The sequence below is a fragment of the Sphingomonas sp. 67-41 genome (assembly GCF_001899725.1).
GTDB classification, from domain to species: Bacteria; Pseudomonadota; Alphaproteobacteria; order Sphingomonadales; family Sphingomonadaceae; genus Sphingomonas; species Sphingomonas leidyi.
In genome coordinates, this window is record NZ_MKWJ01000022.1 from 694,875 (window position 1) to 707,561 (window position 12,687).

A 12,687-nucleotide genomic window follows, 5' to 3' on the forward strand; every position below is an offset into this window, starting at 1 on the left:
CCCCCTCCTTGGTGCTTTGTCCGGATTGGTGTCCGCTCGCCGGGCAAACTGCAAGGCCGATCGCCGCCCGCGGAAGGCGTCCGTTGTTAGTTGCAAACGATTCTTAATATCACTAATGGCCCGGCAGGGCGCGCGGAACGGCATGCGCGTTGATCTGGAAAGGGGTCGTCGACTTGAACCTGAAGCTTTCCCTCTGGCTGGGCGCGGCGCTGGCCGCGCTGGCCAATCCGGCCTTCGCCCAGACGGAAGATGCCCCGAAACCGGTCGAGGATGGCGAGATCGTCGTCAGCGGCCGCTACACGCTGCCCGACAAGATCGATACCGCGACCGGCCTGGGCCTGACCGTGCGCGAGACGCCGCAATCGGTGAGCATCGTCACCGCGCAGCGCATCCTCGACCAGAATCTGATCAGCATCGCCGACGTGATCCAGAACGGCGTGGGCGTGACCGTGAACGAAGTCGACGACGTGCGGAACAGCTTCTATGCGCGCGGCTTCGAGATTCGGAACACGCAGCTGGACGGCGTGCCCACCAACTGGACGCTGGCCGGCAGCGCGGGCGAGACCAATATCGACGTGTCGATCTTCGAGCGGGTGGAGATCGTGCGCGGCGCGACCGGCCTGCTGAGCGGCGCGGGCGATCCCTCCGCCTCGGTCAATCTGGTCCGCAAACATGCCGATGCGCGCGACTGGGGCGGCTATGTCAACGCCAGCTATGGCAGCTGGAACACCTGGCGCGTCTCGGGGGATGTGGGCGGGGCGATCACCGCCGACGGGCGCGTCCGCGTCCGCGCGGTCGGCCGCTACGAGCAGGGCGATTCCTATATCGACCTCTACCGCAACAAGAAGTTCGTGCTCTACGGCGTGATCGACGCCGATGTGACCGATAATACGCTGCTGCGCATCGGCATCAGCCACCAGGAAGCCAGGCCCGACGGCGCGACCTGGGGCGCACTGCCGACCTTCTACAGCGACGGCAGCCTGACCGACTGGCCGCGCGACAAGACGCCGGCGGCGCCCTGGACGCGCTGGGACACCACCAACCAGAACATCTTCGCCACGATCCGCCACGAATTCAGCGACCGCTGGAGCATCGTCGCCAACTACAACCGCGTGAAGAACGCGCAGCAGACCGAGCTGCTCTATCTGTCGGGCCTGGTCGACAAGGCGACCGGCCGGATCCAGTTCGCCTTCCCCTACAAGGACCAGGGCAACAATATCCAGAACAGCTTCGACGGGCAGATCAAGGGCCTGGTCAATCTGTTCGGGCGCGACCACGAGGTGGTGCTGGGGGCGCTGCGCAGCACGCAGGACCGCGACACCGCGACCTTCGCCGCGCTCGCTTTCCCGCCGGGCACCGATTTCGAGCGGTTCGGCGGCAGCACCTATCCCTATCCCGGCTTCTCGACCACGCCGGCGGTGGGCGAGAAGACCAAGATCACGCAGGAAGGCTATTATGGCGCAGTGCGGCTGAACGTCTCGGACCAGCTGAAGATCATCGGCGGCGGGCGCCTGGCAAGCTGGAACATCACCGGCGTCCAGTTCGGCGTGGCCACCGACTATGGCAACAGCAACGAGTTCATTCCCTATGTCGGCGCGCTGTACGACATCGCGCCGAATCACCGGCTCTATGCGAGCTACACGCGGATCTTCCAGCCGCAGAACGCCCGCGACCGCAACTTCAACCTGCTCGCGCCGCTGAACGGCAAGGCCTATGAGATCGGCCTGAAGAGCGCCTTTTTCGGCGAGGCGCTGCAGACCTCGCTCGCGCTGTTCCGCATCGAGCAGGACAATGTCGCGCAGAACGACATCGTCGTCACGCCGCCCAATGGCGGGCTGCCGCAACAGACCTATGTGGCGGCCCAGGGCGTCACCAGCCAGGGCTTCGAAGTGGAGGTCACCGGCCGGCCGCTGCCCGGCTGGAACGTCAATTTCGGCTATAGCCAGTTCAAGGCCGAGGACCGCAACGACGTGCCCGCCAACACCGATCAGCCGCGCCGGCTGCTCAAGCTGTTCACTACCTATACGGTGGACCGCCTCACTTTCGGCGGCGGCGTCAACTATCGCAGCCAGGCCTATACGCCGAGCACCAACCCGGTGACGCTGGCGCCGTTCGACTTCCGGCAGGACGGCTATGCGCTGGTCAACCTGATGGCGCGCTTCGCGGTGACCGAGCGGCTCCAGCTGCAGGCCAATGTCGAGAACCTGCTCGACAAGACCTATTACAGCCAGGTCGGCTTCTTCAGCCAGTATCGCTACGGCGCGCCGCGCAATTTCACCGTGAGCGCCAATTACCGCTTCTAGGCAATCCGGACGGGAGAGACGAAATGAAGACGCTGTTCCTTGCTGCCATCGCCGTGCTGGCGGCCATCCCCGCGGCGGCGCACGAGGTCTGGATCGAGCGCGACGGCACGGGCCCGGCGCGCATCTATCTGGGCGAGCCGGCCGAGGCGGTGCCCGCCGACGGCGACCCCGAATGGCACCATCTCCAGCAGCCGCAGCTGATCGGCGCCACCGGCACGCTGACGCGCCGCGCCAACCATATCGAGGCGGCGGTTTCCGGCAGCGGCGACCTGCGGGTGCGCGACGATGCGGTGTTCGCCCCCTGGCAGGCCGGCGAGGCGAAGCAGGGCGCGATCTTCTATGCCCGTGCCGGCCGCGCCGAGACCGGCCACAAGCTCGATCTCGAGCTGGTGCCCGTGGCGGCGAACGGCGACACGTTCACGCTGCTCTTCCGCGGCAAGCCGCTCGCCCATGCCAAGCTCGCGATCGTCACGCCGGATCGCTGGCAGAAGCATTTCGCCACCGATGCCCAGGGGCGGATCACCGTGCCCCGGCTCGGCAGGGGCCGCTATCTGGTCGGCGCCTCGCACGTCGAGAATGCGCCGGCGAAGCTGGGCGGGCAGGACGTGGCGAGCGTGATGCACATCTCGACGCTCACTTTCGTGCGCTGAGAGGGGGCAGGGGGTGCGCGCGTCGGGGCGGGGCTCCGCGCGGCGCATCCCATGTTGCCACGCAGCGGGGATTCCCGCACTAGGTCCCCCGGGATAGCTGGGGACGAAGCTTGGCGAGCAGCGCCGCACCTCTGTTCGACGCGCGAAGGATCGCCGATCGATGGATCGCGGACTATTGCGCCTCTGGCACGGCGGACGACATGCTCTGCGCCCATGCCCGCGACGATGCCGCCTGGCGCGCCGCGTTCGAGGAGCTGGCCGGGCTCTCGGGCGACAATCTGGAAGGCGCGCGCGAGCGGGCGCGCCGCCATGCCGAGGACATCGGCACCGGCTTCCGCGTCGCCGGCGAAGGTGAGGAGCGCCCCTGGCCGCTCTCTCCCGTCCCGCTGCTGATCCCCGAGGCCGAATGGCGGGGCATCGCCGCGGGCGTCGTCCAGCGCGCCGAAGTGATGGAGCGCGTGCTCGCCGATCTCTATGGCGAGGCCCGGCTGGTCGCCGACGGGCATGTGCCCGCCGCGCTCGTCACCGGCAGCCCGTTCTTCCTGCGCCCGCTCGCGCGTCTCGTGCCGCCGGGCGGCTGCCACCTCCAGGCAGTGGCGATCGACCTGGGTCGCGGCCCGGACGGCGCATGGCGCGTGCTCGCCGACCATCTGCGCGCGCCGGCCGGCGCCGGCTATGCGCTCGAGAACCGGCTGGCGATGGCGCAGGTGCTGGACGGGCTCCAGCTCCGGCTGAACATCGCCCGGCACGCGCCCTTCTTCGCCGCCTTTCGCGACGGGCTGGCCATGCGCTGCCGGCGCGCCGAGCCGCGCATCGCGCTGCTCACCCCCGGCCGGCTCGACCCGAGCTATGCCGAGCAGGCGCATCTCGCCCGCTATCTCGGCTGGCTGCTGGTCGAGGGCGGCGATCTCGCGGTGCTCGACGACCGGCTCTATGTCCGCACCATCGCCGGGCTGAAGCGCGTCGATGCGCTGTGGCGCCGGCTCGATCCGCGGCTGCTCGATCCGCTGGCGCTCGATAGCCATTCGACCGTCGGCGTGCCCGGGCTGGTCGACGCGATGGCCGCGGGCAATGTCGTGATCGCCAATGCGCCCGGCGCGGGCCTGCTCGAGGCGCCCGCCTTTGCCGCCTTCCTCCCGCAACTTGCCGAGTTGCTGACCGGCGAGGCGCTGAAGCTGCCCGGCATCGCCACCTGGTGGTGCGGCCAGGATGCGGCGCGCGACCATGTCGAGGCGGCGCTCGACACCCTGCTCGTCGCGCCGGCCTTCGGCGTCGCGCCGCTCGGCCTGCCCGAAGGCAGGCCGGTGCTCGGCTCGGCGCTCCAGGGCGAGGCGCGCGCTGCCCTGCGCGCCGACATGGCGCGCCGGCCGCAGGATTATGTCGGCCAGGAAGTCGCCCACCTCTCGACCATGCCGGTGGTGGCGGAGGGCCGGCTCGCCGCGCGCCCCTTCACGCTGCGGGTGTTCGCGGCGCGTGGAGCGGACGGCGCCTGGACGGTGCTCCCCGGCGGATTCGCGCGGATCGGGGAACATGCCGATGCCCGTGCCGCGGTGATGGGCGAGGGCATGTGGTCGGCGGACGTCTGCGTCCATGGCGCGGATCCGGTCGAGCCGGTCTCGCTGCTGCCCGCGGGCGATTCCACCCGGCTGCGGCGCAACCCGGGCACGCTGCCCAGCCGCGTCGCCGACAACATGTTCTGGCTCGGCCGCTATCTGGAACGCGGCGAGGCGCAGCTGGGCGTGATCCGGGTGCTGCTCGGCAATTCGATCAGCGCGGACACCGGCGCCGCACTTGCGGCAGACACCGTGCGCCGGCTCGCCGACATCCTGGTCGCCGGCAATGCCGCGCCGGCGCCCAAGGCGCTCCGCCGCGCCGACCTGACCGAGCTTGCCCGCGCCGCGCTCGAGGATGGCGAGGGATGGTACAGCGTCGCCGCGATCAACGCGCAGGCACGCATGATCGGCGGCGTCTCGCGCGACCGGCTGGCGGCGGACATGGTGCGGCTGCTCGACGCGCCCTTTCCGGCGCGCACCGATGCCTGGCGGTTCCACGACATGGGCCGGCGGATCGAGCGGGCGCTGGCGACGCTCCGCTTCCTGCGGGCGTTCGGCCGGGCGGGCGCGACCGGCGACGATCTCGGCACGCTCCTCGATCTGGCGGACAGCCAGATCAGCTATCGCCAGCGCTATCTGACCGGCATCGCCCGCGTGCCGGTGCTGGACCTGGTCGCGCTCGATCCGGGCAACCCGCGCGGCATCGCCCATCAGGTGGCGGCGATCTCGGGCCATCTGGACGCGCTGCCGGTGCTCTCCGACGACGGGCTGGCCGAGCCGCAGCAGGAGCAGGCGCGCGAACTGGCGGCGATCCTGGTGACCGCCCATGCCACGCGGATCGACGATGCGATGCTCGCGGGGCTGGAGCTGCGCCTCGCCCATCTCTCCGATGCAGTCGCGCGGCGCTATTTCCTGCAGGGGGCGGAGCCGCTGCGCGCGGCCGGGCTGGTCCTAGCCTGATGCTCTATCGCATCCGCCATGTGACGCGGTTCGACTATGCCCAGCCGGCGGCGTTCGCGCGCTGCAACCTGCGATTGAAGCCGATCCTGTGGTCCGGCCAGCACGTGCTCGACCATGCCCTGTCGGTCGAGCCGGGCGGGCGCATCTTCCCGGCGCGGGCCGAGGCGGGGCTCGCCAATGTCGTGCGGCTGGTGCTCGAGGCGCCCACCAACAGGCTGACGATCGAGAGCAGCGCGCGCATCCGGGTCGACCGGCCGATCCCGGTGCCGTCGCCGGGCGACCGCACGCTCGCCGATATCGCCGGGCTGGCGCGGGCCAGTCGCGACGTTTCGCCGGCGGGCCCGGCCGCCTATCTCTTCCCCTCGCCGCAGATCCCGCTCGACGCGGCGATCGCGGAATGGTGCGCACCCGATCTGGCGCCCGATCGCGGCGTGCTCGATGCCGCCCATGCGCTTGCCGTGCGGATCCAGCGCAGTTTCGACTTCGATCCCAGCGCCACGCTGGTCGACACGCCGCCGCGCGCCGCCTTCGACAAGCGGCGGGGCGTCTGCCAGGATTTCGCGCAGATCATGATCTCTGGCCTGCGTGCCGCCGGCCTGCCCGCCGCCTATGTCTCCGGATATCTCCGCACCCTGCCGCCGCCCGGCCGGCCGCGGCTGGTGGGCGCGGATGCGACGCATGCCTGGGTGCTGGTCTGGGCCGGGCCCGAGCTGGGCTGGGTCGGCGTCGATCCCACCAACGGCATCTGGATGGCCGAGGACCATGTCGTGGTCGCGATCGGCCGCGACTATGCCGAGATCGCGCCGATCGACGGCATCGTCCTGGGATCGGGCGCGCAGGACATGCACGTCTCGGTCGATGTCGAGCCGCTGGAGGAGACGGCGGCATAGCCTGTATTCCGGGAGGGGAGTTTGTTCCCCGGCCCTTGCGTTAGCGGGCGGACACGCCGAAATACGGCGCGTTCGAAGGGGTTTTGATGGCAGCTGATCCGTATTCCGTCCTGAACGTGGCGCGTGGCGCGAGCGAGGCCGATATCAAGAAGGCCTATCGCAAGCTCGCCAAGGAGCTGCATCCGGACCGCAACAAGGACAATCCCAAGGCGGCGGAGAAGTTCAGCCAGGTCACCCAGGCCTATGACCTGCTGACCGACAAGGACAAGCGCGCCCGCTTCGATCGCGGCGAGATCGATGGCGACGGCAATCCCGTTAATCCGTTCGGCGGCTTCGGCTCGGGCATGGGCAGCGGCGGCCAGGGCGGCTTCCGCGCGGATTTCGGCGGCGGCGGCGAGGCGGGCGGCTTCGGCGATATCTTCGAGGGGCTGTTCGGCGGGATGGGGGCGCGGCGTGGCGGCGGCGGCTTCTCCGGGGGCTTTGGCGATTTCGGCCGCCGCGCCGCGCCCAAGGGCGCGAACATCGCCTATCGCCTGGCGGTGAGCTTCGAGGATGCGGCCAGGCTGGCGGCACAGCGCATCACGCTGCGCGACGGCAAGACGATCGACCTGAAGCTTCCCGCCGGGCTCGAATCCGGCACCCAGATGCGCCTTGCCGGCAAGGGCGAGGAAGGGCCGGGCGGTGCGGGCGACGCGATCGTGACGATCGAGATCCAGCCGCACCGCTTCTTCCAGCGCGACGGCGACGATATCCGGCTCGACCTGCCGGTGACCCTGTCCGAGGCCGTGCTCGGCGCCGAGGTGCGCGTGCCGACGCCCGATGGCGCGGTGATGCTCAAGGTGCCCAAGGGCTCCTCCTCGGGCAAGACGCTGCGCCTCAAGGGCCGCGGCTTCCACAAGAAGGCCGCAGGGTCCGCTGGCGGGCGGGGCGACCTGCTCGTCACGCTGATGGTCGAGCTGCCGGTGGACGACGATGCGCTGATCGAGTTTGCCAGGGGCTGGCACGACAAGGGGAACCCGCGTGGCCGCATGGGCGTCTAACACCTTGTGACAACAGGGGAAGATTCGGGTGACGCGAAAGCGGGGCCGGGGCTTGGATCCCGCATCCTCGCCTTGCTCGCCCGCATCGGACTGGGCCCCCGATTCTGGCATGTGGTCAAGCGGGTGCTGGTCGGCACGTTCCAGGACGGATTCACCTATGCCGGCAACCTGGCCTATCTCAGCCTGGTCACGCTCTTCCCCTTCTTCATCGTCGCCGCCGCGATCGCGCAGCTGATCGGCCGCAGCTCCGAGGGCATCCACACGCTCGATGCGTTCCTGCGCACCGTGCCGCCCGATGTGGCCGAGCTGCTGCGCAAGCCGGTGTCCGACGTGCTGATGGCGCGGACCGGCAACCTGCTCTGGTTCGGCGCGATCGTCGGCCTGTGGACCGTGGCCGGCTTCATCGAGACCATCCGCGGCATCTTGCGCCAGGCCTATGGCGTCCGCTCGGGCACGCCCTTCTGGCAATATCGGCTGGGGGCGATCGGGATGATCATCGCCTCGGTGATCATCACCATGGCGGCGTTCAGCTTCCAGGTGATCCTGACCGCCGTCGAGCAGTTCCTCTACACCATCTTCCCCTGGGCATCCGAGGCGCAGCGCATCGTCTCGCTGAGCAAGATCGCGCCCGCCATCGCGCTGTTCGGTGCGCTCTACATCCTGTTCTACTCGCTCACCCCCGGCCGCTACCGGAAGAGCAGATGCCCCAAATGGCCGGGCGCGCTGTTCACCGCGGCCTGGTGGCTGCTGGTCACTGCCCTGCTGCCGAAGATCCTCGGCACGCTCGGCAATTACGACCTCACCTATGGCAGCCTGGCCGGCGTGATGATCGCGCTGATCTTCTTCTTTCTCGTCGGACTGGGGCTCGTCGTCGGCGCGGAGTTGAACGCGGCTCTGGCGGAAACGCCCGAGAACGGTCTAGAGGAACCCAGAGAAAGGGAGAATACGCCGTCGTGACCGGATTGATGCAGGGCAAGCGCGGGCTGATCATGGGCCTCGCCAATGACAAGAGCCTCGCCTGGGGCATCGCGAAGAAGCTCAGCGAACAGGGTGCCGAGCTGGCGTTCAGCTATCAGGGCGATGCGCTGCTGAAGCGCGTGAAGCCGCTGGCCGAGCAGCTGGGCTCGGATACGCTGATCGATTGCGACGTGTCGGACATGGACGCGCTCGACACGGCGTTCGCCACGCTCAAAGCGAAATGGCCGACGATCGACTTCGTCGTCCACGCGATCGGCTTCTCGGACAAGTCGCAGCTGCGCGGGAAGTTCTACGACACCACGCTCGACAATTTCCTGATGACGATGAACATCTCGGCCTATTCGCTGGTCGCGGTGGCCAAGCGCGCGCGCGAGATGATGCCGGACGGCGGCTCGATCCTCACGCTCACCTATTACGGTGCTGAGAAGGTGATCCCGCACTATAACGTGATGGGCGTCGCCAAGGCCGCGCTGGAGACCAGCGTGAAATATCTCGCGGTCGACATGGGGCCGGAGAATATCCGCGTGAACGCGATCTCGGCCGGCCCGATCCAGACCCTCGCTGCGCGCGGGATCGGCGACTTCAACTATATCCTGAAGTGGAACGAGCTGAACTCGCCGCTCCGCCGCACCGTGACGATCGAGGATGTCGGCGGCGCCGGGCTCTACATGCTCTCGGACCTGGCGGCCGGCGTCACCGGCGAGATCCACCATGTCGATGCGGGCTATAACGTGATCGGCATGAAGGCCGAGGACGCACCGGACATCGCGCTTTCGTGAGCATCGCCATTCGCCCTGCGACGGGCGGGGACGTCGCCGCGATCGACGCCCTGCTCCGCCGGGCCTTTCCGGCGGAGGACGAGGCCAGGCTGGTCCAGCGGCTGTGCATCGACGGCGACATGGTGCTGACCCTGGTGGCGGACGACGAGGAGACCGGCGCGCTGGCCGGCATGATCGCGTTCAGCCGGATGGACGTTGCCATCGCCGGCAAGCCGATCGCGGCGGTGGCGCTCGCGCCGCTGGCCGTCGGGGCGGCCTGGCGCAGGCAGGGCGTGGGCGAGGCGCTGGTGCAGGCCGGGATCGCCCAGCTTGCCGATGCGGGCGCGATGCTCGCCTTCGTGCTCGGCGATCCGGCATATTATGGCCGATTCGGCTTCGCGGCGGAATGGGCGCGCGGATTTGCCTCGCCCTATGCCGGCGACTATCTGATGGCGCTGCCGCTGCAGGGCGGCGCCATGCCGTGCGGGGTGCGCGGCGCCGCGACGCACGCACCGGCGTTCGCACAGCTGGGCGGGGAATAGTGAGCTTCAACACCTTCGGACGCGTCTTCCGCTTCACCACCTGGGGCGAGAGCCACGGCCCGGCGCTGGGCGCGGTCGTGGACGGCTGCCCGCCGGGGCTGGCCCTGTCCGAGGGTGATATCCAGCCTTTCCTCGACAAGCGCCGCCCCGGCCAGTCGCGCTTCACCACCCAGCGCCAGGAGCCGGACCAGGCCCGCATCCTCTCGGGCGTGTTCGAGGGGCGCACGACCGGCACGCCGATCGCGCTCCACATCGACAATGTCGACCAGCGCTCCAAGGACTATTCGGAAGTCGCCAAGGCCTATCGCCCCGGCCATGCCGATTATGCCTATGACGCCAAATACGGCTTTCGCGACTATCGCGGCGGCGGGCGCAGCTCGGCGCGCGAGACGGCGGCCCGGGTGGCGGCGGGCGCGGTGGCGCGGCTGGTGATTCCCGAAGTCACGATCCTCGCCTGGGTCGAGGCGATCGGCGGCGACGCGATCGACCCCGCCAATTTCGATGCGGCCGAGATCGGCAACAACCCGTTCTTCTGCCCCGACGCCGAAGCCGCCAAGCGCTGGGAGGCGCTGGTCGACGGCGCGCGCAAGGCAGGCTCCTCGCTCGGCGCGGTGATCGCCTGCGAGGCGAGCGGCGTGCCCGCCGGCTGGGGGGCGCCGCTCTACGCCAAGCTCGACAGCGAGCTGGCCGCCGCCTGCATGTCGATCAACGCCGTGAAGGGCGTCGAGATCGGCGACGGCTTCGCGGCCGCCGCGCTCACCGGCGAACGGAATGCCGATGCGATGCGCCCGGGCAATGACGGCAGGCCCGTCTTCCTCGCCAACCATGCAGGCGGCATCGCGGGCGGCATCTCGACCGGCCAGCCGGTGCGCGTGCGCGTGGCGTTCAAGCCGACCAGCTCGATCCTGACGCCGGTCGAGACCGTGACGCGCGAAGGCGAGGCGACCGAGATCATGACCAAGGGGCGCCACGATCCCTGTGTCGGCATCCGCGGCGTGCCGGTGGTCGAGGCGATGGTCGCACTCGTCCTCGCGGACCAGAAGCTGCTCCACCGCGCGCAGACGGGCTGAGCGCTCCGCAGCCCGGGGCGGGGCGCGATCCTCCCCTCCCGGCAATCCTCGCGTCTTCGGCCCGTCCCTCGTCCGGCTCGGCTCGCTGCCCAGCCGTGCGCGGGCCGGGGCTGGCCGTAACATCGGGAAACAATCCGGACATGCGCGGCGGCTCGAAGGGTCTTCGGCAAAAACCGAAGGAGGATTGCCCCGTTATGTTGCTCAAGACCCTGATCGGCGCCGCGGCGCTGCTGGCTGCCCCCGCGGCCTTCGCCCAGACCACTTCCCCCACCGATCCGTCCGCGACCTCGCCGACGGAGCACCCCGCTCCTGCGCCGGCACCCGATCCGAGCGCCAATCCCCCGGCGCCCGCGCCGGATGCCGCCACGGCCACGCCCGCGCCCGATCCGGCTTCCCCCAGCCAGGATCCGGCGATGTCCGAAGATTCGGACAAGCGCGGCAAGAAGGACAAGAAGAAGCCCCATTAAGGGCTCCTGACGCAGGGGATGCGCTACCCGCTCTGGCCGGACGGGTAGCGCATTGCCTCGGCGGTCCGCGCGTCGATCGCGGGCCCGGCCGGATCAGTCCGCGAAGGGATCGCGGACCAGGATGGTGTCCTCGCGCTCGGGGCTGGTCGAGACCAGGGCCACCGGGCAGCGGATCAGCTCCTCCACGCGGCGGATATATTTGATCGCGGCCGCCGGCAGTTCGGCCCAGCTGCGCGCGCCCGCGGTGGTTTCCTGCCAGCCCGGCATCGTCTCCCACACCGGCTCGACCGCGGCCTGATCGGCGGCGTTCGAGGGATAATAGTCGATCGCCTCGCCGCGCAGCCGATAGCCGACACAGACCTTGATCTCGTCGAAGCCGTCGAGCACGTCGAGCTTGGTCAGCGCGATGCCGGTGATGCCGGAGACGGCGGCCGACTGGCGCAGCAGCACCGCGTCGAGCCAGCCGCAGCGGCGCTTGCGTCCGGTGACGGTGCCGAACTCGCGGCCGCGCGTGCCCAGCCGCTCGCCCACGTCATTGTCCTGCTCGGCGGGGAAGGGGCCCGAGCCGACGCGGGTGGTATAGGCCTTGGCGATCCCCAGCACGAAGCCGACCGCGCCCGGGCCCATGCCCGAGCCCGAAGCGGCGGTGCCCGCCACCGTGTTCGACGACGTGACGAACGGATAGGTGCCGTGATCGATGTCGAGCAGCACGCCCTGCGCGCCTTCGAACAGGATGCGGCGGCCGCGCTCGCGGGCGGCATTGAGCGCGCGCCATACCGGCTGGGCAAAGGGCAGGACGAAGCCGGCGATCTCGCGCAACTGCTCGACCAGCGCCGCGCGGTCGATCGGCGGCTCGCCGAAGCCGGCGCGGAGTGCGTCGTGATGCGCGGTCAGGCGATCGAGCTGGGGGCCGAGATCGTCGAGATGGGCGAGGTCGCAGACGCGGATGGCGCGGCGGCCGACCTTGTCCTCATAGGCGGGACCGATGCCGCGCCGGGTGGTGCCGATCTTGCCCGCGCCGCTCGCATCCTCGCGCAGCCCGTCCAGGTCGCGGTGGAAGGGCAGGATCAGCGGGCAATTGTCGGCGACCATCAGCGTGTCCGGCGTCACGTCCACGCCCTGGGCGCGGATCCGCTCCACTTCGTCGCGCAGCGCCCAGGGATCGAGCACCACGCCGTTGCCGATCACCGAAGGGGTGCCGCGCACGATGCCCGAGGGGAGCAGCGAGAGCTTGTAGACATTCTCGCCGACCACCAGCGTGTGGCCGGCATTGTGGCCGCCCTGGAAGCGCACGACCATGTCGGCGCGCTCGGCGAGCCAGTCGACGATCTTGCCCTTGCCTTCGTCGCCCCATTGGGCGCCGATAACCGCTACATTTGCCATGGATACACGTCTCCGCCTGCCGGGGCGGGCCCGAAGCCGCCCTTCGACAGGACTCGGCGGCTGGGCGGTACGGAGGCCGGGGCGCGGGGCGCC

11 protein-coding genes are annotated in these 12,687 nt (G+C 69.8%); 10 read left to right on the forward strand and 1 reads right to left on the reverse strand.

What is annotated here, in order from left to right; translation table 11 throughout:
* Positions 1-173 precede the first annotated feature (173 nt).
* The 10 genes from BGP17_RS14305 (at position 174) to BGP17_RS14350 (ending at position 11,211) form a co-directional block, all read left to right on the forward strand.
* On the forward strand, positions 174-2,303 hold the full coding sequence (locus BGP17_RS14305) for a TonB-dependent siderophore receptor (RefSeq protein ID WP_286712458.1): 2,130 nt from the start codon (positions 174-176) through the stop codon (positions 2,301-2,303).
* Between the two features lie 23 nt (positions 2,304-2,326).
* Positions 2,327-2,953 (forward strand): DUF4198 domain-containing protein, encoded by a 627-nt coding sequence (locus BGP17_RS14310; protein WP_286712459.1) that lies wholly within the window; start codon positions 2,327-2,329, stop codon positions 2,951-2,953.
* Between the two features lie 110 nt (positions 2,954-3,063).
* Positions 3,064-5,466 (forward strand): circularly permuted type 2 ATP-grasp protein, encoded by a 2,403-nt coding sequence (locus BGP17_RS14315; RefSeq protein ID WP_286712460.1) that lies wholly within the window; start codon positions 3,064-3,066, stop codon positions 5,464-5,466.
* Entirely contained in the window at positions 5,466-6,356 is an 891-nt protein-coding gene (locus BGP17_RS14320) for a transglutaminase family protein (protein WP_286712461.1), read from the forward strand. Before BGP17_RS14315 ends, BGP17_RS14320 begins: the two co-directional genes overlap by 1 nt.
* Positions 6,357-6,442: 86 nt before the next feature.
* On the forward strand, positions 6,443-7,396 hold the full coding sequence (locus BGP17_RS14325; RefSeq protein WP_286712462.1) for a DnaJ C-terminal domain-containing protein: 954 nt from the start codon (positions 6,443-6,445) through the stop codon (positions 7,394-7,396).
* A gap of 111 nt (positions 7,397-7,507) precedes the next feature.
* Entirely contained in the window at positions 7,508-8,353 is an 846-nt protein-coding gene (locus tag BGP17_RS14330; RefSeq protein ID WP_167300499.1) for a YihY/virulence factor BrkB family protein, read from the forward strand.
* Positions 8,350-9,153: an enoyl-ACP reductase FabI gene (fabI, locus tag BGP17_RS14335; RefSeq protein ID WP_167299901.1), complete on the forward strand. Its 804-nt coding sequence runs from the start codon at positions 8,350-8,352 to the stop codon at positions 9,151-9,153. The genes BGP17_RS14330 and fabI overlap by 4 nt, the downstream gene beginning before the upstream one ends.
* Positions 9,150-9,674, forward strand: a complete 525-nt coding sequence (locus BGP17_RS14340) for a GNAT family N-acetyltransferase (RefSeq protein ID WP_167299900.1) — start codon at positions 9,150-9,152, stop codon at positions 9,672-9,674. Before fabI ends, BGP17_RS14340 begins: the two co-directional genes overlap by 4 nt.
* Positions 9,674-10,744, forward strand: a complete 1,071-nt coding sequence (gene aroC / locus BGP17_RS14345) for a chorismate synthase (RefSeq protein ID WP_286712463.1) — start codon at positions 9,674-9,676, stop codon at positions 10,742-10,744. Before BGP17_RS14340 ends, aroC begins: the two co-directional genes overlap by 1 nt.
* A gap of 194 nt (positions 10,745-10,938) precedes the next feature.
* Entirely contained in the window at positions 10,939-11,211 is a 273-nt protein-coding gene (locus BGP17_RS14350) for a hypothetical protein (protein ID WP_167299460.1), read from the forward strand.
* A 93-nt stretch (positions 11,212-11,304) separates the two neighbouring features.
* Here the strand turns inward: BGP17_RS14350 and BGP17_RS14355 are convergent, their stop codons facing one another.
* On the reverse strand, positions 11,305-12,594 hold the full coding sequence (locus tag BGP17_RS14355; protein WP_167299898.1) for an adenylosuccinate synthase: 1,290 nt from the start codon (positions 12,592-12,594) through the stop codon (positions 11,305-11,307).
* Positions 12,595-12,687 lie beyond the last annotated feature (93 nt).